The 18,207-nt window shown below is 69.9% G+C and carries 19 protein-coding genes; 18 read left to right on the top strand and 1 reads right to left on the bottom strand.

Going from position 1 to position 18,207, the window contains the following annotated elements; all coding sequences use genetic code 11:
• The first annotated feature begins 140 nt into the window (after positions 1-140).
• The 7 genes from ACIBKX_RS40605 (at position 141) to nusB (ending at position 5,604) form a co-directional block, all read left to right on the top strand.
• Positions 141-623, top strand: coding sequence for a shikimate kinase (locus ACIBKX_RS40605; RefSeq protein ID WP_363277908.1), 483 nt, complete (start codon positions 141-143; stop codon positions 621-623).
• The gene (gene aroB / locus ACIBKX_RS40600) at positions 620-1,711 is read left to right on the top strand and encodes a 3-dehydroquinate synthase (RefSeq protein WP_363277909.1); all 1,092 of its coding nucleotides are present in this window, start codon (positions 620-622) and stop codon (positions 1,709-1,711) included. Before ACIBKX_RS40605 ends, aroB begins: the two co-directional genes overlap by 4 nt.
• A 162-nt stretch (positions 1,712-1,873) precedes the next feature.
• A complete protein-coding gene (locus tag ACIBKX_RS40595) occupies positions 1,874-2,788 on the top strand; it encodes a Pro-rich N-terminal domain-containing protein (protein WP_363277910.1) in 915 nt (304 codons plus the stop codon).
• A 106-nt stretch (positions 2,789-2,894) separates the two neighbouring features.
• Entirely contained in the window at positions 2,895-3,350 is a 456-nt protein-coding gene (locus ACIBKX_RS40590) for an excalibur calcium-binding domain-containing protein (RefSeq protein ID WP_363277911.1), read from the top strand.
• Positions 3,351-3,414: 64 nt separating this feature from the next.
• On the top strand, positions 3,415-4,539 hold the full coding sequence (locus tag ACIBKX_RS40585) for a M24 family metallopeptidase (RefSeq protein ID WP_363277912.1): 1,125 nt from the start codon (positions 3,415-3,417) through the stop codon (positions 4,537-4,539).
• A gap of 61 nt (positions 4,540-4,600) precedes the next feature.
• Positions 4,601-5,167 carry an elongation factor P gene (efp, locus tag ACIBKX_RS40580; protein WP_363277913.1) on the top strand — a complete coding sequence of 189 codons (567 nt, stop codon included), beginning with the start codon at positions 4,601-4,603 and terminating at the stop codon, positions 5,165-5,167.
• A 2-nt stretch (positions 5,168-5,169) separates the two neighbouring features.
• A complete protein-coding gene (gene nusB, locus ACIBKX_RS40575) occupies positions 5,170-5,604 on the top strand; it encodes a transcription antitermination factor NusB (protein WP_363277914.1) in 435 nt (144 codons plus the stop codon).
• A 190-nt stretch (positions 5,605-5,794) separates the two neighbouring features.
• Here the strand turns inward: nusB and bldD are convergent, their stop codons facing one another.
• Positions 5,795-6,295 carry a transcriptional regulator BldD gene (gene bldD, locus ACIBKX_RS40570; RefSeq protein WP_135330908.1) on the bottom strand — a complete coding sequence of 167 codons (501 nt, stop codon included), beginning with the start codon at positions 6,293-6,295 and terminating at the stop codon, positions 5,795-5,797.
• Between the two features lie 223 nt (positions 6,296-6,518).
• Here bldD and pyrR point away from each other — a divergent pair, with 223 nt between their 5' ends.
• From pyrR to rpoZ, 11 genes are all read left to right on the top strand, one after another.
• Positions 6,519-7,091, top strand: a complete 573-nt coding sequence (pyrR, locus tag ACIBKX_RS40565; protein ID WP_363277915.1) for a bifunctional pyr operon transcriptional regulator/uracil phosphoribosyltransferase PyrR — start codon at positions 6,519-6,521, stop codon at positions 7,089-7,091.
• Positions 7,092-7,172: 81 nt separating this feature from the next.
• Positions 7,173-8,159: an aspartate carbamoyltransferase catalytic subunit gene (locus ACIBKX_RS40560; RefSeq protein WP_363277916.1), complete on the top strand. Its 987-nt coding sequence runs from the start codon at positions 7,173-7,175 to the stop codon at positions 8,157-8,159.
• Between the two features lie 4 nt (positions 8,160-8,163).
• Complete coding sequence (locus ACIBKX_RS40555; protein WP_363277917.1) at positions 8,164-9,450, top strand: dihydroorotase; 1,287 nt, start codon at positions 8,164-8,166, stop codon at positions 9,448-9,450.
• Positions 9,447-10,016 (top strand): hypothetical protein, encoded by a 570-nt coding sequence (locus ACIBKX_RS40550; protein WP_363277918.1) that lies wholly within the window; start codon positions 9,447-9,449, stop codon positions 10,014-10,016. The genes ACIBKX_RS40555 and ACIBKX_RS40550 overlap by 4 nt, the downstream gene beginning before the upstream one ends.
• Positions 10,013-11,155 carry a glutamine-hydrolyzing carbamoyl-phosphate synthase small subunit gene (gene carA / locus ACIBKX_RS40545; RefSeq protein WP_363277919.1) on the top strand — a complete coding sequence of 381 codons (1,143 nt, stop codon included), beginning with the start codon at positions 10,013-10,015 and terminating at the stop codon, positions 11,153-11,155. Before ACIBKX_RS40550 ends, carA begins: the two co-directional genes overlap by 4 nt.
• Positions 11,148-14,456 carry a carbamoyl-phosphate synthase large subunit gene (gene carB / locus ACIBKX_RS40540; RefSeq protein WP_363277920.1) on the top strand — a complete coding sequence of 1,103 codons (3,309 nt, stop codon included), beginning with the start codon at positions 11,148-11,150 and terminating at the stop codon, positions 14,454-14,456. The genes carA and carB overlap by 8 nt, the downstream gene beginning before the upstream one ends.
• A gap of 53 nt (positions 14,457-14,509) precedes the next feature.
• Positions 14,510-15,616, top strand: a complete 1,107-nt coding sequence (locus tag ACIBKX_RS40535) for a quinone-dependent dihydroorotate dehydrogenase (protein ID WP_363277921.1) — start codon at positions 14,510-14,512, stop codon at positions 15,614-15,616.
• Complete coding sequence (gene pyrF / locus ACIBKX_RS40530) at positions 15,613-16,458, top strand: orotidine-5'-phosphate decarboxylase (protein WP_363277922.1); 846 nt, start codon at positions 15,613-15,615, stop codon at positions 16,456-16,458. The genes ACIBKX_RS40535 and pyrF overlap by 4 nt, the downstream gene beginning before the upstream one ends.
• A 365-nt stretch (positions 16,459-16,823) precedes the next feature.
• Positions 16,824-17,147 carry an integration host factor gene (locus ACIBKX_RS40525; RefSeq protein WP_009713618.1) on the top strand — a complete coding sequence of 108 codons (324 nt, stop codon included), beginning with the start codon at positions 16,824-16,826 and terminating at the stop codon, positions 17,145-17,147.
• 38 nt (positions 17,148-17,185) lie between these two features.
• Positions 17,186-17,779 carry a guanylate kinase gene (gene gmk, locus ACIBKX_RS40520; RefSeq protein WP_363277923.1) on the top strand — a complete coding sequence of 198 codons (594 nt, stop codon included), beginning with the start codon at positions 17,186-17,188 and terminating at the stop codon, positions 17,777-17,779.
• 67 nt (positions 17,780-17,846) lie between these two features.
• Positions 17,847-18,128: a DNA-directed RNA polymerase subunit omega gene (rpoZ, locus tag ACIBKX_RS40515; protein WP_363277924.1), complete on the top strand. Its 282-nt coding sequence runs from the start codon at positions 17,847-17,849 to the stop codon at positions 18,126-18,128.
• Positions 18,129-18,207: the final 79 nt, after the last annotated feature.

Raw genomic sequence — 18,207 nt, 5'->3', positions numbered from 1 at the left:
ATGGTGGCCCTGGTGCTCGCGGACGCGGTCGCGGAGAAGTTCGGCGGCGACAGCGTGCCCGAGACCCGGCGCAACGTGCGGTCGTACCTCGACAACCTGCAGATCCGGTGACCGGCCCGCGGATCGTTCTGGTCGGTCCCATGGGTGTCGGCAAGTCGACGGTGGGCGCGCTGCTCGCCGAGCGGCTCGGCACCGGCTACCGGGACACCGACGCCGACATCGTGGCCGGGCAGGGCCGGGAGATCGCGGACATCTTCGTCGACGAGGGTGAGCCGTACTTCCGTGAGCTCGAGCGGGCGGCCGTGCGTGCGGCGCTCGCCGAGCACGACGGGATCCTCGCCCTCGGCGGCGGCGCGATCCTCGACGAGTCGACCCGCGCGCTGCTCGCCGCGCATCCCGTCGTCTATCTCTCGATGGACGTGGAGGAAGCCGTCAAGCGCACCGGCCTGAACGTGGCGCGTCCGCTGCTCGCGGTCAATCCGCGCAAGCAGTGGCGCGAACTGATGGACGCACGCCGTCACTTGTACGCCGAAGTCGCCCGCGCCGTCGTCGCCACCGACGACCGCACCCCCGAAGAGGTCGCCCAGGCGGTCCTCGACGCACTGGAGTTGAAGGAAGCATGAGCGAGGCAGTGACCCGTATCCAGGTCGGCGGTACCGCGGGCACCGAGCCGTACGAGGTGCTCGTCGGCCGGCAGCTCCTCGGCGAGCTGCCCGGCCTGATCGGTGAGCAGGCCAAGCGCGTCGCGATCATCCACCCCGAGGCGCTCGCCGAGACCGGTGACGCGCTCCGCCAGGACCTGGCCGACCAGGGGTACGAGGTCGTCGCGATCCAGGTGCCGAACGCGGAGGAGGCCAAGACCGCCGAGGTCGCCGCGTACTGCTGGAAGGCGCTCGGCCAGTCCGGCTTCACCCGCAGCGACATCGTCATCGGTGTCGGCGGCGGTGCCACCACCGACGTGGCCGGATTCGTGGCCGCGACGTGGCTGCGCGGGGTGCGCTGGATCGCCGTACCGACGACGGTGCTCGGCATGGTGGACGCGGCGGTCGGCGGCAAGACGGGCATCAACACGGCCGAGGGCAAGAACCTGGTCGGGGCCTTCCATCCGCCGGCGGGCGTCCTGTGCGACCTGGCCGCGCTCGACTCGCTCCCGGTGAACGACTACGTGTCCGGGCTCGCGGAGATCATCAAGGCCGGATTCATCGCCGACCCGGCGATCCTCGAACTGATCGAGGCGGACCCGGAGGCGGCGCGCAGCCCCAAGGGCCCGCACACCGCCGAGCTGATCGAGCGGTCCATCAAGGTCAAGGCCGAGGTCGTCTCCGGCGACCTCAAGGAGTCGGGACTGCGGGAGATCCTCAACTACGGGCACACGCTCGCGCACGCCATCGAGAAGAACGAGCGGTACAAGTGGCGGCACGGTGCGGCCGTCTCCGTGGGCATGGCCTTCGCGGCTGAACTCGGCCGCCTGGCCGGGCGCCTGGACGACGCGACCGCCGACCGGCACCGCAGCGTCCTGGAGTCGGTCGGTCTTCCGCTGAGCTACCGCTACGACCAGTGGCCCAAGCTTCTGGAGACCATGAAGGTCGACAAGAAGTCCCGCGGTGACCTGCTGCGCTTCATCGTCCTGGACGGTCTCGGCAAGCCGACCGTCCTGGAGGGTCCCGACCCGGCGATGCTCCTTGCCGCGTACGGCGAAGTGGCCAACTAGCGGGCAAATCCGCCCAATAGCTGCCCACGAGAACAAGCCACGGGCACGATGCGGCTTCCCCGGCCGTTCACACAACGTCGGCCGGGGAAGGTACCGTTCGGTAACGGGTGGCCCCGGCCGCCGCCCGACCAGCGTCAGTCGCACGAGACGGAGTGGCACCGGATGCAGCACGCAGTGGGGTCTCCGCTGCCGCCGCCCCATCAGCCGGGGCACGGACCGGCCACCGGCTGGTCCCCGGCCGCACATCACCCGGGCGGTCCGCCGCCGGGTGCCGCGCCGGGCGGACCACCGGCACCGGGCTTCTCGGGAGCGCCGGGGACGGCCCCGCATCCGCACGCGCCGGCACCGCAGCACGCGGCACCGGGCGCCCCGCAGCACGGCGCGGTTCCTCAGCACAACCACGTCCCCGGCGCCCCGATCCCGCCGACCCCCGACACGACGGGGCACATCCAGCTCCCGCCCGGCGGCCCCGTCGCCATGCCGAGCCCGCCGCCGGGCACGGCCCAGGCGGACACCGGAGCGACCACGCTCGCCGTCCTCCTGATCGGCCCCGCGGGCGCGGGCAAGACGAGTGTGGCGAAATTCTGGGCGGAGCACCGCCGCGTCCCCACGGCGCACATCAGCCTGGACGACGTCCGCGAATGGGTCCGCTCGGGCTTCGCCGACCCCCAGTCGGGCTGGAACGACCACTCGGAGGCCCAGTACCGCCTGGCCCGCCGCACCTGTGGCTTCGCCGCGCGCAACTTCCTGGCCAACGGCATCTCCTGCATCCTCGACGACGCGGTCTTCCCCGACCGCCCGGTGGTCGGCCTCGGCGGCTGGAAACGCCACGTGGGCCCGGGCCTGCTCCCCGTCGTCCTCCTCCCGGGCCTGGAAATCGTCCTGGAACGCAACGCGGAGCGCAGCGGCAACCGCCGCCTGACGGACGAGGAAGTGGCCCGCATCCACGGCCGCATGGCGGGCTGGTACGGCTCGGGCCTCCCCATCATCGACAACTCCCAACTGGACGTCCCCGCCACGGCCCGAGTCCTGGACGACGTCCTGTCCCGCTCGATCGCGAGCCCGCCGAAGTGGTGAGGCGAACACCCGGTCACGGTTGGGACACCGCGCTCCCATAGGCGCTTCGCGGTCAGTGCGTACGGTTCTACGATCATGCCACCGGAATGAGCCGAGGGGGCATGACATGACGAATCCGTACGGCGAACCACCAGCGGTCCCCCGACCCGCCCCGAAGTGGGCCCGCAAGCGCTTTGTGCTCCCGGCCATCGCTCTCGCGCTGTTCCTGGGCATCGGCATGGGCGCGGCCGGCGGTGAATCGGACGGCGCGAAGAAGTCTCGGCCCACCGCGACCGTCACGGCCACCGCGACCGCGACCGCGACGTCGACGCCCGAGGCGGAGCCCGAGCCGGACGCGACCGTCACGGTGCGGTCGACGAAGACCGTCACGGTCACCGCGCCTCCCGAAGACGACGGCTCGGGGGACGGCGGCTCAGGGGACGACGGCTCGGGTGGCGGCTCCGTGTACTACGAGAACTGTGCGGAGGCCCGCGCGGCCGGTGCCGCCCCCGTTCGTCGCGGTGACCCCGGATACGGCAGTCACCTCGACCGTGACGGTGACGGGATCGGCTGCGACACCTGATCGATGCCGCCCGGTCGGACGCGCTGACCGGGCAGGGCGACAGCCGGGCTCATACGCTCGTCGTATGTCAGAGGTGTACGCGGCCCGCCGTGAGCGGTTGAGGGAGCGTTGTGCCGCGGGTGGCAGCGCTTCCGCGTTGGTTTCCCGGCCTGCCAACGTGCGGTATCTCGCGGGGGCGGCGCCCCAGGGAGCCGTGTTGTTGCTGGGCCGGGACGAGGATCTGCTCGTGTGCGGGCGGCCGCCCGGCGAGGAGCAGGGGCAGGGCAACGGGCAGGGGGAGGGGCGGCCCGATGAAGGGCTGCGGGTGCAGGTGCTTGATGGGGGTGGGGGTGATCCCGCCGTGGCCGGGGCCGATGTCGCCGCCGCGCAGGGGGTCGAGACGCTCGCCGTCGAAGAGCATCATCTGACCGTCGCCCGGCATCGTGCGCTCGGGTCCGTCGCGCCCCGGCTGCGGCTCGCCGATCTGGGGGGAGCGGTCGAGCAGTTGCGGCTCGTCAAGGACGAGGAGGAGATCTCCTGTCTGCGGATCGCCTCCGAGATCGTCGACCAGGCCCTCGGGGAGCTGCTCGAGTCGATTCTCGTGGGGCGTACCGAGCGGCATCTCGCGTTGGAGCTGGAGCGTCGGCTCATTGATCACGGGGCGGACGGGGCCGCGTTTCCGACGTCCGTCGGTACCGGTCCCAATTCCGGGCGCGGCGGGCACCGGCCCTCCGACCGGCGCGTCGAGGAGGGTGACTTCCTCTCCGTCTGCCTGGGGGCCAGCTATCGCGGGTATCGGTGCGAGATCGGGCGTACGTTCGTGATCGGGACGTCGCCTGCAGACTGGCAGATCGAGCTGTACGACCTCGTCTTCGCCGCTCAGCGCGCCGGCAGGGAAGCACTGGAACCCGGCGCCGCCTACCGTGACATCGACCGCGCGGCACGTCACGTACTGGACTCCGCGGGGTATGCGGACGGCCTTGCTCCACTGATGGGACACGGGGTGGGGCTCGAAATCGACGAGGACCCGCAGTTGGCGCCCGCGGCCATGGGTAAACTGGACGTCTGCGTGCCGGTCACCGTCGAACCGGGGGTTCACCTCCCGGGACGGGGTGGTGTCCGGATCGATGACACGCTCGTCGTGCGCCCCGAGGCGGACGGCGGACCCGAGCTACTCACCATTACGACCAAGGAGCTGCTCGCGCTCTAGCTTTTCCGAGCTACGCGCGTGCGCCGGGGTCGTCCACGTCAGTCCAGGAGATTCCGCAACCGTGGCTTCCACGAACGACCTCAAGAACGGCCTGGTGCTCAAGCTCGACGGGGGCCAGCTCTGGTCCGTCGTCGAGTTCCAGCACGTCAAGCCCGGCAAGGGCCCCGCCTTTGTGCGCACCAAGCTCAAGAACGTGCTGTCCGGCAAGGTCGTCGACAAGACCTTCAACGCCGGCGTCAAGGTCGAAACGGCCACGATCGACAAGCGCGACATGCAGTTCTCGTACATGGACGGCGACTACTTCGTCTTCATGGACATGGAGACCTACGACCAGCTGCACATCGACAAGAAGGCCGTCGGCGACGCCGCGAACTTCCTGATCGAGGGCTTCGAGGCCACCGTCGCGCAGCACGAGGGCGAGGTCCTCTTCGTCGAGCTGCCGGCCGCCGTCGAGCTCACCATCAAGGAGACCGAGCCCGGCGTCCAGGGCGACCGCTCCACCGGTGGCACCAAGCCCGCCATCCTGGAGACCGGCCACCAGATCAACGTGCCGCTCTTCATCACCACCGGCGAGAAGATCAAGGTCGACACCCGTGACAGCGGCTACCTCGGCCGGGTGAACAGCTAACCGTGGCTGCTCGTAACACGGCCCGCAAGCGCGCCTTCCAGATCCTCTTCGAGGCCGATCAGCGGGGCGCCGACGTCGTGACCGTCCTCGCGGACTGGGTGCGCCACTCGCGGTCCGACACCCGGCAGCCGCCGGTGAGCGAGTTCACCATGGAGCTGGTCGAGGGGTACGCGAAGCACGCGCGCCACATCGACGACCTGATCTCGCAGTACGCCGTCGGATGGACCCTGGACCGGATGCCGGTCGTCGACCGCAACATCCTGCGCCTCGGCGCCTACGAGCTGATCTGGGTCGACGGGACGCCCGACGCGGTCGTCCTGGACGAGGCCGTCCAGCTCGCCAAGGAGTTCTCGACGGACGATTCGCCGTCCTTCGTCAACGGCCTTCTCGGCCGATTCAAGGACCTGAAGCCGGGGCTGCGACGCGAAGAGTCGTGACCCCAGCTCCAAGGCCGTACAGAGGGCCCGCAGCCACGTGCTGCGGGCCCTCTGGCGTATCAGCGGCCCCCACGGGGCCGGGAGAGGGCCCGCAGGCCCTCTCAGGGGCGCAGAAAGCCGCCGGGGTGGCCGGAACCCATCGGTTCCGGCCACCCCGGCGGCACGTTTCTGCTGAGCTTTCCCGGTCGGATCAGACGTCGTCGTGGGCGACCGCGCGACGCGCGTCCGCGTCCAGGACGCCCCAGCTGATCAGCTGCTCGGTGAGGACCGAGGGCGACTGGTCGTAGATGACGGCGAGGGTGCGCAGGTCGTCCTGGCGGATCGAGAGCACCTTGCCGTTGTAGTCACCGCGCTGCGACTGGATCGTGGCCGCGTACCGCTGGAGGGGGCCCGCCTTCTCGGCCGGCACGTGCGCGAGGCGCTCCAGGTCGAGGACGAGCTTCGGCGGCGGCTCGGCCGCGCCGCCCGGAGCGGTACCGGGAAGGAGCTCCTGGACCGGGACTCCGTAGAAGTCCGCCAGCTCGGCGAGGCGCTGTACGGTCACGGCACGGTCGCCGCGCTCGTACGACCCGACCACTACCGCCTTCCAGCGACCCTGGGACTTCTCCTCGACGCCGTGGAGGGAAAGGCCCTGCTGGGTGCGGATGGCGCGGAGCTTGGCCCCGAGCTGTTTGGCGTATTCGCTGGACATAAAGCTCCCCGGACGCTGGGACAACGTGCGGCTCCGCCGCGCTGCTGGTAACTCACTGTGAGGTTACGCAGCGTTACTTGGCTGCGTCAAGCCGAATGGTCCGTACCGACCCTTCCGAGGGGGGTCGTGACCGGCGGTGTTGTCACTGCTGCTACCGTGGATGGCGCAAATCCGACGTCCTTTAAGGTCCGTCCCGTGAGGCGGAGAAGGAGGTCCGTTTCATATGGACACGCACGACACGAACGAACCCGATGTCGCCCGGCCCGTGCTCGAAGGCCCGGACATCGCACGGGTGTTGACCCGTATCGCCCACGAGATCGTCGAACGCGCCAAGGGCGCCGACGACGTGGTCCTGCTCGGCATCCCGACCCGGGGCGTCTTCCTCGCCCGGCGCCTCGCCGAGAAGCTCGAAGAGATCACCGGACGGACGATCCCGGTTGGCTCACTCGACATCACGATGTACCGCGACGATCTGCGCATGCACCCGCCGCGCGCCCTCGCCCGCACCGAGATCCCCGGTGACGGCATCGACGGCCGCCTGGTCGTCCTCGTCGACGACGTGCTCTTCTCCGGCCGCACCATCCGCGCCGCCCTCGACGGCCTGAACGACATCGGCCGCCCGCGCGCGGTGCAGCTCGCCGTCCTCGTCGACCGGGGCCACCGGGAACTCCCGATCCGCGCCGACTACGTAGGCAAGAACCTCCCCACGTCGCTGCGGGAGACGGTCAAGGTCCAGCTCGCCGAGGAGGACGGCCGCGACGCCGTGCTGCTCGGTGCCAAGCCCGCCACCGCCTAAGACCGGCCTCCCCGCGGGCTCCGGGGCACACCCCTGCGCGCCCGCGTGCCCGCACACCTCCTCATCACGGAGTACACCCAGATGATGCGACACCTCATCTCGGCCGCCGACCTCACCCGCGACGACGCCGTTCTGATCCTCGACACCGCCGAGGAGATGGCCCGGGTCGCCGACCGGCCGATCAAGAAGCTGCCCGCCCTGCGCGGCCGTACGATCTGCAACCTCTTCTTCGAGGACTCGACCCGCACCCGGATCTCCTTCGAGGCCGCCGAGAAGCGCCTCTCCGCGGACGTCATCAACTTCGCCGCCAAGGGATCCAGCGTCTCCAAGGGCGAATCCCTGAAGGACACCGCCCAGACCCTGGAGGCGATGGGCGTCGACGCCGTCGTCATCCGGCACAGCGCGTCCGGCGCCCCCTACCGGCTCGCGACCTCCGGCTGGATCGACGCCCCCGTGATCAACGCGGGCGACGGCACCCACCAGCACCCCACGCAGGCCCTGCTCGACGCCTTCACCATGCGCCGCCGCCTCGTCGGCAAGGACGCGGGCCTGGGCAAGGACCTCAGCGGCAAGCGTGTCACCCTCGTCGGCGACGTCCTGCACAGCCGCGTCGCGCGCTCCAACGTCGACCTGCTGCACACGCTGGGCGCCGAGGTCACCCTGGTGGCCCCGCCCACGCTCGTCCCGGTCGGCGTCGACAGCTGGCCGTGCGACGTCTCGTACGACCTGGACCGGGTCCTCCCGAAGTCCGACGCGGTGATGATGCTGCGCGTGCAGCGCGAGCGCATGAACGCCGCGTTCTTCCCCACCGAGCGCGAGTACTCCCGGCGCTACGGCCTGGACGGCGAGCGCATGGCGAAGATGCCCGGGCACGCCATCGTGATGCACCCCGGCCCGATGGTCCGCGGCATGGAGATCACCGCCGAGGTCGCCGACTCCGAGCGCTGCACGGTCATCGAGCAGGTCGCCAACGGCGTCCACACCCGGATGGCCGTCCTTTATCTGCTCCTGGGCGGGAATGAACCCGCCGTCACCCACACCCGCCCCACCGCTTCCGAGGAGAAGTAAGACGATGAGCAAGACCCTGATCCGTGGTGCGCAGGTGCTCGGCGGCGAGCCCCAGGACGTTCTCATCGACGGCGAGACCATCGTCGAGGTCGGCACCGGCATCGACGCGGGCGACGCGACCGTCGTCGAGGCCGACGGCAAGATCCTGCTGCCCGGCCTCGTCGACCTCCACACCCACCTGCGCGAGCCCGGCCGCGAGGACTCCGAGACGGTCCTGACCGGCACGCGCGCCGCCGCCTCCGGTGGCTACACCGCCGTGTTCGCCATGGCCAACACCTTCCCGGTCGCCGACACCGCCGGCGTCGTCGAGCAGGTCTACCGCCTCGGCAAGGAGTCCGGCTACGCGGACGTACAGCCGATCGGCGCCGTCACCGTCGGCCTGGAGGGCAAGAAGCTCGCCGAGCTGGGCGCCATGCACGAGTCCGCCGCCGGCGTCACCGTCTTCTCCGACGACGGCAAGTGCGTCGACGACGCCGTGATCATGCGCCGCGCCCTGGAGTACGTGAAGGCCTTCGGCGGCGTCGTCGCCCAGCACGCCCAGGAGCCCCGCCTCACCGAGGGCGCCCAGATGAACGAGGGCGTCGTCTCCGCCGAGCTGGGCCTCGGCGGCTGGCCCGCCGTCGCCGAGGAGTCGATCATCGCCCGTGACGTGCTGCTCGCCGAGCACGTCGGCTCGCGGGTGCACATCTGCCACCTGTCGACCGCCGGTTCGGTGGAGATCGTGCGCTGGGCCAAGTCGCGCGGCATCGACGTGACCGCCGAGGTCACCCCGCACCACCTCCTCCTCACCGACGAGATGGTCCGCTCGTACAACCCGGTCTACAAGGTCAACCCGCCGCTGCGCACCGAGCGCGACGTGATGGCGCTGCGCGAGGCCCTCGCCGACGGCACCATCGACATCGTCGCCACCGACCACGCCCCGCACCCGCACGAGGACAAGGACTGCGAGTGGGCCGCGGCCGCCATGGGCATGGTGGGCCTGGAGACCGCGCTCTCCGTCGTCCAGCAGACGATGGTCGAGACGGGTCTGCTCACCTGGGCCGCGGTCGCCGACCGGATGTCCGTCAAGCCCGCCGAGATCGGCGCGGCCAAGGGCCACGGCCGCCCCGTCTCGGCAGGCGAGCCCGCGAACCTCACGCTGGTCGATCCGGCATACCGTGGTGTCGTGGACCCCGCGGGCTTCGCCTCGCGCAGCGGCAACACCCCCTACGAGGGTCGTGAGCTGCCGGGCCGCGTGACGCACACGTGGCTGCGGGGCCGCGCCACGCTCGTCGACGGGAAGCTCGCGTGACACCTCTTCTGCAACTGGCCGCCGAGAAGGAATCGGCGGACGTGACCGACTGGGCCGCCCGCATCGGCTGGGTCGTCGGGCTTCTGCTCTTCATCGCGCTCGTCTACTGGCTGATGCGCGAGGGATGGAAGTGGCGCGGCACGCTCCAGGGCGACCTGCCCGAGCTGCCCAGCGCGCCCAGCGAGCCGGGCCCGGCCAGACTTGAGCTGACCGGTCGCTACCACGGCTCGACCACGGCCGGGCAGTGGCTCGACCGGATCGTGGCGCGCGGCCTTGGCACCCGCAGCCGCGTGGAGCTGACGCTGACGGACGCGGGACTCGACGTCGTACGCCCCGGCGCGACCGACTTCTTCGTCCCGGCTGCACAGCTGCGCGAGGCCCGCCTCGACAAGGGCATCGCCGGAAAGGTCCTCGCGGAGGGCGGTCTGCTGATCGTCACGTGGGAGCACGGCGAGAAGCAGATCGACTCCGGCTTCCGCTCGGACCACGCCGCCGAGCAGGCCGAGTGGGTCGAAGCCATCAACAACATGATCAACACCAGCACGACGGAAGGCACCGCACGATGACGACCTCCACCAGGGGAGCCACCAAGACTCCCGCCGTACTCGTCCTGGAGGACGGCCGCATCTTCCGCGGCCGTGCCTACGGGGCCGTGGGGGAGACCTTCGGTGAAGCGGTGTTCTCCACCGGCATGACCGGCTATCAGGAGACCCTGACCGACCCGTCGTACGACCGGCAGATCGTGGTCGCCACCGCCCCGCAGATCGGCAACACGGGCTGGAACGACGAGGACGACGAGTCGAGCCGCATCTGGGTCTCGGGCTACGTCGTGCGCGACCCCGCCCGCATCCCCTCCAACTGGCGTGCCAAGCGCTCGCTCGACGAGGAGCTGGTGAAGCAGGGCGTCGTCGGCATCTCCGGCATCGACACCCGCGCCCTCACCCGCCACCTGCGCGAGCGCGGCTCGATGCGCTCCGGCGTCTTCTCCGGCACGTCGCTCGCGACCGACGACGAGCTGGTCGCCCGCGTCCAGGCGCAGCCTCCGATGAAGGGCGCGAGCCTGTACGAGGAGGTCGCCACCAAGGAGGCGTACGTCGTCCCGGCGATCGGCACCAAGCGGTTCACCGTCGCCGCGATCGACCTCGGCATCAAGGGCATGACCCCGCACCGCATGGCCGAGCGCGGCATCGAGGTGCACGTGCTCCCGGCCACGGCGACCGAGGAGGACGTGTACGCGGTCGCCCCCGACGGCGTGTTCTTCTCCAACGGCCCGGGCGACCCGGCCACCGCCGAAGGCCCGGTCGCGCTGATGACCGCCGTCCTCAAGCGCAAGACGCCGCTGTTCGGCATCTGCTTCGGCAACCAGATCCTCGGCCGCGCGCTCGGCTTCGGCACGTACAAGCTGAAGTACGGCCACCGCGGCATCAACCAGCCGGTGCAGGACCGCACCACCGGCAAGGTCGAGGTCACCGCGCACAACCACGGCTTCGCCGTGGACGCGCCGCTCGACAAGGTCAGCGAGACGCCCTTCGGCCGTGCCGAGGTCTCCCACGTCTGCCTGAACGACCAGGTCGTCGAAGGCCTCCAGCTGCTCGACCAGCCGGCCTTCTCCGTCCAGTACCACCCCGAAGCTGCTGCCGGCCCGCACGACGCCGCGTACCTCTTCGACCGTTTCGTCACCCTGTTGGAGGGCCAGCGTGCCTAAGCGCACCGATATCCAGTCCGTCCTGGTCATCGGCTCCGGCCCGATCGTCATCGGCCAGGCAGCGGAGTTCGACTACTCCGGCACCCAGGCGTGCCGCGTCCTCAAGGCCGAGGGCCTGCGCGTCATCCTCGTCAACTCCAACCCGGCGACGATCATGACCGACCCGGAGATCGCCGACGCCACGTACGTCGAGCCGATCACCCCGGAGTTCGTCGAGAAGATCATCGCCAAGGAGCGCCCCGACGCGCTCCTGCCGACCCTCGGCGGCCAGACCGCGCTCAACACCGCGATCTCCATGCACGAGCAGGGCGTCCTGGAGGAGTACGGCGTCGAGCTCATCGGAGCCAACGTCGAGGCGATCAACAAGGGCGAGGACCGCGACCTCTTCAAGGGCGTCGTCGAAGAGGTCAACAAGAAGATCGGGCACGGCGAGTCCGCCCGCTCGTACATCTGCCACTCCATGGACGACGTCCTCAAGGGCGTCGACGAGCTCGGCGGCTACCCCGTGGTCGTCCGCCCGTCCTTCACCATGGGCGGCGCTGGATCCGGCTTCGCGCACAACGAGGACGAGCTGCGCCGCATCGCCGGTCAGGGCCTCACGCTCTCGCCGACCACCGAGGTGCTCCTGGAGGAGTCCATCCTCGGCTGGAAGGAGTACGAGCTGGAGCTGATGCGCGACAAGCACGACAACGTCGTGGTCGTCTGCTCCATCGAGAACTTCGACCCGATGGGCGTGCACACCGGTGACTCGATCACCGTCGCCCCGGCGATGACGCTCACCGACCGTGAGTACCAGATCCTGCGGGACGTCGGCATCGCGATCATCCGCGAGGTCGGCGTCGACACCGGCGGCTGCAACATCCAGTTCGCGGTGAACCCCGAGGACGGTCGCGTGATCGTCATCGAGATGAACCCCCGCGTCTCGCGGTCCTCGGCGCTCGCGTCCAAGGCCACCGGCTTCCCGATCGCGAAGATCGCCGCCAAGCTGGCCGTCGGCTACACGCTGGACGAGATCCCGAACGACATCACCGAGAAGACCCCGGCCTCCTTCGAGCCGACGCTCGACTACGTGGTGGTCAAGGCCCCGCGTTTCGCCTTCGAGAAGTTCCCGCTGGCGGACTCGACCCTGACGACCACCATGAAGTCGGTCGGCGAGGCCATGGCCATCGGCCGCAACTTCACCGAGGCGCTGCAGAAGGCGCTGCGCTCGCTGGAGAAGAAGGGCTCGCAGTTCACCTTCGTGGGCGAGCCCGGCGACAAGGCGCAGCTTCTTGAAGAAGCGGTGCGTCCGACCGACGGCCGCATCAACTCCGTCATGCAGGCCATCCGCGCGGGCGCGACCCCGCAGGAGGTCTTCGACGCCACGAAGATCGACCCCTGGTTCGTCGACCAGCTCTTCCTGATCAAGGAGACCGCGGACGAGCTGGCCGCCGTGGAGCGCCTGGACGCCGACCTGCTGGCCGAGGCCAAGCGGCACGGCTTCTCGGACCACCAGATCGCCGAGATCCGCGGCCTGCGCGAGGACGTCGTCCGCGAGGTGCGGCACGCCCTCGGCGTGCGCCCGGTCTACAAGACCGTCGACACCTGCGCCGCCGAGTTCGCCGCCAAGACGCCGTACTTCTACTCGTCGTACGACGAGGAGAACGAGGTCGCCAAGCGCGAGAAGCCCGCCGTGATCATCCTGGGCTCGGGCCCCAACCGCATCGGCCAGGGCATCGAGTTCGACTACTCCTGCGTCCACGCCTCCTTCGCGCTGAGCGACGCGGGCTACGAGACCGTGATGGTCAACTGCAACCCGGAGACCGTCTCCACGGACTACGACACCTCCGACCGGCTCTACTTCGAGCCGCTCACGCTCGAGGACGTCCTGGAGATCGTCAACGCCGAGGCGCAGGCCGGGCCGATCGCGGGCGTCATCGTCCAGCTCGGCGGTCAGACCCCGCTGGGCCTCTCGCAGGCGCTCAAGGACAACGGCGTACCGGTCGTCGGCACCTCGCCCGAGGCCATCCACGCAGCCGAGGACCGCGGCGCCTTCGGCCGCGTGCTCGCCGAGGCCGGACTGCCCGCGCCGAAGCACGGCACCGCGACGACGTTCGCGGAGGCGAAGGCCATCGCCGACGAGATCGGCTACCCGGTCCTGGTCCGTCCTTCGTACGTGCTCGGCGGCCGCGGCATGGAGATCGTCTACGACGAGACCCGCCTCTCCGCGTACATCGAGGAGTCGACCGAGATCAGCCCCTCGCGGCCGGTCCTCGTCGACCGCTTCCTCGACGACGCCATCGAGATCGACGTGGACGCACTCTACGACGGCACCGAGCTCTACCTCGGCGGCGTCATGGAGCACATCGAGGAGGCCGGCATCCACTCCGGCGACTCGGCGTGCGCGCTGCCCCCGATCACGCTCGGCGGCTTCGACATCAAGCGGCTGCGCGCCTCCACGGAGGGCATCGCCAAGGGCGTCGGCGTGCGCGGCCTGATCAACATCCAGTTCGCGATGGCCGGCGACATCCTGTACGTCCTGGAGGCCAACCCGCGTGCCTCGCGCACCGTCCCCTTCACCTCGAAGGCGACCGCGGTGCCGCTGGCCAAGGCCGCCGCGCGCATCTCGCTCGGCGCGACCATCGCCGAGCTGCGCGCCGAGGGCATGCTGCCGTCGGTCGGTGACGGCGGCACGCTGCCGATGGACGCGCCGATCTCGGTGAAGGAAGCCGTCATGCCGTGGAGCCGCTTCCGCGACATCCACGGGCGCGGCGTCGACACCGTGCTGGGCCCGGAGATGCGCTCCACCGGTGAAGTCATGGGCATCGACTCGGTGTTCGGCACCGCGTACGCCAAGTCGCAGGCGGGCGCGTACGGTCCGCTGCCGACGAAGGGCCGCGCCTTCATCTCCGTAGCCAACCGCGACAAGCGCTCGATGATCTTCCCGGCACGCGAACTGGTCGCGCACGGCTTCGAGTTGATGGCGACGTCCGGCACGGCCGAGGTGCTCAAGCGCAACGGCATCAACGCCACCGTCGTACGCAAGCAGTCCGAGGGCGAGGGCCCGAACGGCGAGAAGACGATCGTCCAGCTGATCCACGACGGCGCGGTCGACCTCATCGTCAACACCCCGTACGGCACCGGTGGCCGCCTCGACGGCTACGACATCCGTACGGCGGCCGTGTCCCGCTCCGTGCCGTGCCTCACGACGGTCCAGGCGCTTGCCGCGGCGGTCCAGGGCATCGACGCGCTGGGTCGCGGCGACGTGGGCGTCCGTTCGCTCCAGGAACACGCGGAGCATCTGACCGCGGCCCGCGACTAGCTGCCTACTGGGGGACACCGATCCGGTGTCCCCCTTCTGGTGAGGACACGTACATGTACAAGCTTTTCTTCAACCTCGTCTTCAAGCGCATGGACCCGGAGCAGGCCCACTACCTGGCCTTCCGCTGGATCCGGCTCGCGGCCCGCGTCCCCGTGCTCCGCACGTTCGTCGCGGCCGTCCTCGCGCCGCGCCACAAGGAGCTGCGCACCGAGGCCCTCGGGCTGCGGATGCACGGTCCCTTCGGGCTCGCCGCGGGCTTCGACAAGAACGCCGTCGCGATCGACGGCATGTCGATGCTGGGCTTCGACCACATCGAGATCGGCACGGTCACGGGGGAGCCGCAGCCCGGCAACCCCAAGAAGCGGCTGTTCCGCCTCGTCGCGGACCGGGCGCTGATCAACCGCATGGGCTTCAACAACGAGGGCTCGGCGGCCGTGGCCGAGCGCCTGGGCGCCCGCAAGGCCGTCTTCAAGGCGGTCGTGGGCGTGAACATCGGCAAGACCAAGGTCGTGCCGGAGGAGGAGGCCGCGGCCGACTACGTGAAGTCGACCGAGCGGCTCGCCCGGCACGCCGACTACCTCGTGGTCAACGTCTCGTCCCCGAACACCCCCGGCCTGCGCAACCTCCAGGCCACCGAGTCGCTGCGGCCGCTCCTGACCGCCGTGCGCGAGGCCGCCGACCGCAGCGTCGAGGGCCGTCGCGTCCCGCTGCTCGTCAAGATCGCGCCGGACCTCGCCGACGAGGACGTCGACGCGGTCGCCGATCTCGCCGTGGAGCTCGGCCTGGACGGCATCATCGCCACGAACACCACCATCGCGCGCGAGAGCCTCGGTCTGAAATCCGAACCCTCCCTCTACGGAGAGACCGGCGGCCTGTCGGGGGCGCCCCTGAAGGAGCGCTCCCTGGAGGTCCTGCGCCGTCTCTACGCGCGCGTGGGCGACCGGATCACGCTCGTGGGCGTCGGCGGCATCGAGAACGCCGAGGACGCCTGGCAGCGCATCCTCGCGGGCGCCACCCTGGTGCAGGGCTACAGCGCCTTCATCTACGAAGGGCCCTTCTGGGGCCGCGCGATCCACAAGGGCCTCGCGGCACGCCTGCGTACGAGCCCGTACGCCACTCTCGCCGAGGCCGTCGGCGCCGACGTAAGGAAGCCCGCATGACTGCACTCGAACCCTTCGGCACGCGCCTGCGCCGCGCCATGGACGAGCGCGGACCGCTGTGCGTCGGCATCGACCCGCACGCGTCCCTGCTGTCCGCCTGGGGCCTGAGCGACGACATCGCGGGCCTTGAGCGGTTCACGCGGACCGTGGTGGAGGCGCTCGCCGGTTCGGTGGCCGTCTTCAAGCCGCAGAGCGCCTTCTTCGAGCGCTTCGGGTCGCGCGGTGTCGCCGTACTGGAGAAGGCGGTCCAGGAGCTGCGCGCGGCCGGTGCCCTGGTCGTGATGGACGCCAAGCGCGGCGACATCGGCTCGACCATGGCCGCGTACGCCGAGAGCTTCCTGCACAAGGACTCGCCGCTGTTCAGCGACGCGCTCACGGTCTCGCCCTACCTCGGCTACGGCTCGCTGAAGCCGGCCGTGGAGCTGGCCCGCGAGAACGGCACCGGGCTCTTCGTGCTCGCCCTCACCTCGAACCCCGAGGGCGCCGAGGTGCAGCACGCGGTGCGCGAGGACGGCCGGACGGTCGGCGCGACCATGCTGGGGCACCTGGCGGACGACAACGCCGGTGCGACGCCCCTGGGGTCCTTCGGCGCCGTCGTCGGGGCGACGCTGGGCGACCTGTCCTCGTACGACCTGGACATCAACGGTCCGCTCCTCGCCCCCGGCATCGGCGCGCAGGGCGCCACCCCGGCGGATCTGCCGGGCGTCTTCGGGGCGGCCGTGCGCAATGTCGTGCCGAGCGTCAGCCGGGGCGTCCTGCGGCACGGTCCGGACGCGACGGGGCTGCGGGACGCGGCCGCCCGGTTCGCGGACGAGACCCGCGCGGCCGTCGACGCCGCCTGATCGCGCTCTCAGCCCGATTTCCCCGACCCGACTCCGCCTCGGGTCCGTCCCCGGCCCTGCCCCGGTTCCGTGCTTCGGAGCCGGGGCGGAGCCTTTTTCGCGTCTTCGGAGGGCGCGCTCGGGCGGGTGCTTATGTTTCCTTGACGGCTCACCAGGCCAAATCCGGGGCGAAATGCCCTATATGTACGGCTCGACAGAGGCTGACCAGGACTTTTCGTCTGTTCTCGCTGACTCCAGCGGCCATGGCCGCTAGTCTCCGACGAGAGCGAACGGGCAAACGCGTTGCACGTTGCTCACCAGGTGTGGGGCGACTAGGTTCCTCACCGGTCCGTATCCGACAGTTCGACATCCGAGGTGACGTAGGCGTGGCTCTTCCGCCCCTTACCCCTGAACAGCGCGCAGCCGCGCTCGAAAAGGCCGCCGCGGCTCGCCGGGAGCGGGCCGAGGTCAAGAATCGACTCAAGCACTCCGGCGCCTCTCTTCACGAGGTCATCAAGCAGGGTCAGGAGAACGATGTCATCGGCAAGATGAAGGTCTCCGCCCTCCTGGAGTCCCTGCCGGGCGTGGGCAAGGTCCGCGCCAAGCAGATCATGGAGCGTCTTGGCATTTCCGAGAGTCGCCGCGTGCGCGGTCTCGGCTCGAACCAGATCGCATCCTTGGAGCGTGAGTTCGGCGGCGCCGCCGGCTGATGTTCTCAGGCACTCCTGGGAACCTGGATAATCGCTGCATGGCTGCAACATCCCGGGGGACGACCCCCGTACCCCCGGACGTACGTCCGCGGCTGACCGTGCTCTCCGGCCCCTCCGGGGTCGGCAAGAGCACGGTCGTCGCTCATATGCGGAAAGAACACCCGGAGGTCTGGCTCTCGGTCTCGGCCACGACCCGGAAGCCGCGCCCCGGTGAGAAGCACGGCGTCCAGTACTTCTTCGTCTCCGACGAAGAGATGGACAAGCTGATCGCCAATGGCGAGCTGCTCGAATGGGCCGAATTCGCGGGCAACCGCTACGGCACGCCGCGGGCCGCCGTCATCGAGCGCCTGGAGGCGGGCGAGCCGGTCCTCCTGGAGATCGATCTCCAGGGCGCGCGCCTGGTGCGCGAGTCGATGCCCGAGGCGCAGCTGGTCTTCCTCGCCCCGCCGAGCTGGGAGGAGCTGGTCCGCCGGCTCACCGGCCGCGGGACCGAGGCGCCCGAGGTGATCGAGCGCAGGCTCGAGGCCGCGAAGGTCGAACTCGCCGCAGAAGAAGAGTTCGATACGACCCTGGTCAATACCTCCGTCGAGGACGTGGCGCGTGAGCTGCTAGCCTTGATGAACGTGGTTTGATCTTCGCCACAGTTTAGTCTTCACAGTTTTCACAGTTTGATCTTCATTCCCCATCGGAAGGCAGAGCGTGTCCTCTTCCATCACCGCGCCCGAGGGCATCATCAACCCGCCGATTGATGAGCTGCTCGAAGCTACCGACTCGAAGTACAGCCTCGTGATCTACGCCGCCAAGCGCGCGCGCCAGATCAACGCGTACTACTCGCAGCTCGGTGAGGGCCTGCTGGAGTACGTCGGCCCCCTGGTGGACACGCACGTCCACGAGAAGCCGCTCTCGATCGCGCTCCGCGAGATCAACGCGGGCCTGCTGACATCCGAGGCCATCGAGGGCCCGGCTCAGCTTGTTCTTTAAGGTCTGAGTCGGTTTCGTTCGATGATGCTCTCGGGCCGTTTCGCGGTCTTGCCCACGTCATAGCGGGTGGCGGGCCGCC

The sequence above is a fragment of the Streptomyces sp. NPDC050658 genome, from assembly GCF_044457025.1.
Lineage (GTDB): Bacteria > Actinomycetota > Actinomycetes > Streptomycetales > Streptomycetaceae > Streptomyces.
The sequence above is the reverse complement of the archived record's forward strand: the minus strand, read 5'-3'. Positions and strand labels throughout refer to the sequence as shown.

Coding starts and splice junctions, on each gene's coding strand:
- pyrF (WP_363277922.1), top strand. CDS start 15,613: ATGACTGCACTCGAACCCTTCGGCACGCGCCTGCGCCGCGCCATGGAC.
- ACIBKX_RS40605 (WP_363277908.1), top strand. CDS start 141: ATGGGTGTCGGCAAGTCGACGGTGGGCGCGCTGCTCGCCGAGCGGCTC.
- aroB (WP_363277909.1), top strand. CDS start 620: ATGAGCGAGGCAGTGACCCGTATCCAGGTCGGCGGTACCGCGGGCACC.
- ACIBKX_RS40595 (WP_363277910.1), top strand. CDS start 1,874: ATGCAGCACGCAGTGGGGTCTCCGCTGCCGCCGCCCCATCAGCCGGGG.
- pyrR (WP_363277915.1), top strand. CDS start 6,519: ATGGACACGCACGACACGAACGAACCCGATGTCGCCCGGCCCGTGCTC.
- gmk (WP_363277923.1), top strand. CDS start 17,186: ATGGCTGCAACATCCCGGGGGACGACCCCCGTACCCCCGGACGTACGT.
- ACIBKX_RS40590 (WP_363277911.1), top strand. CDS start 2,895: ATGACGAATCCGTACGGCGAACCACCAGCGGTCCCCCGACCCGCCCCG.
- ACIBKX_RS40585 (WP_363277912.1), top strand. CDS start 3,415: ATGTCAGAGGTGTACGCGGCCCGCCGTGAGCGGTTGAGGGAGCGTTGT.
- ACIBKX_RS40555 (WP_363277917.1), top strand. CDS start 8,164: ATGAGCAAGACCCTGATCCGTGGTGCGCAGGTGCTCGGCGGCGAGCCC.
- carA (WP_363277919.1), top strand. CDS start 10,013: ATGACGACCTCCACCAGGGGAGCCACCAAGACTCCCGCCGTACTCGTC.
- ACIBKX_RS40535 (WP_363277921.1), top strand. CDS start 14,510: ATGTACAAGCTTTTCTTCAACCTCGTCTTCAAGCGCATGGACCCGGAG.
- ACIBKX_RS40560 (WP_363277916.1), top strand. CDS start 7,173: ATGATGCGACACCTCATCTCGGCCGCCGACCTCACCCGCGACGACGCC.
- bldD (WP_135330908.1), bottom strand. CDS start 6,295: ATGTCCAGCGAATACGCCAAACAGCTCGGGGCCAAGCTCCGCGCCATC.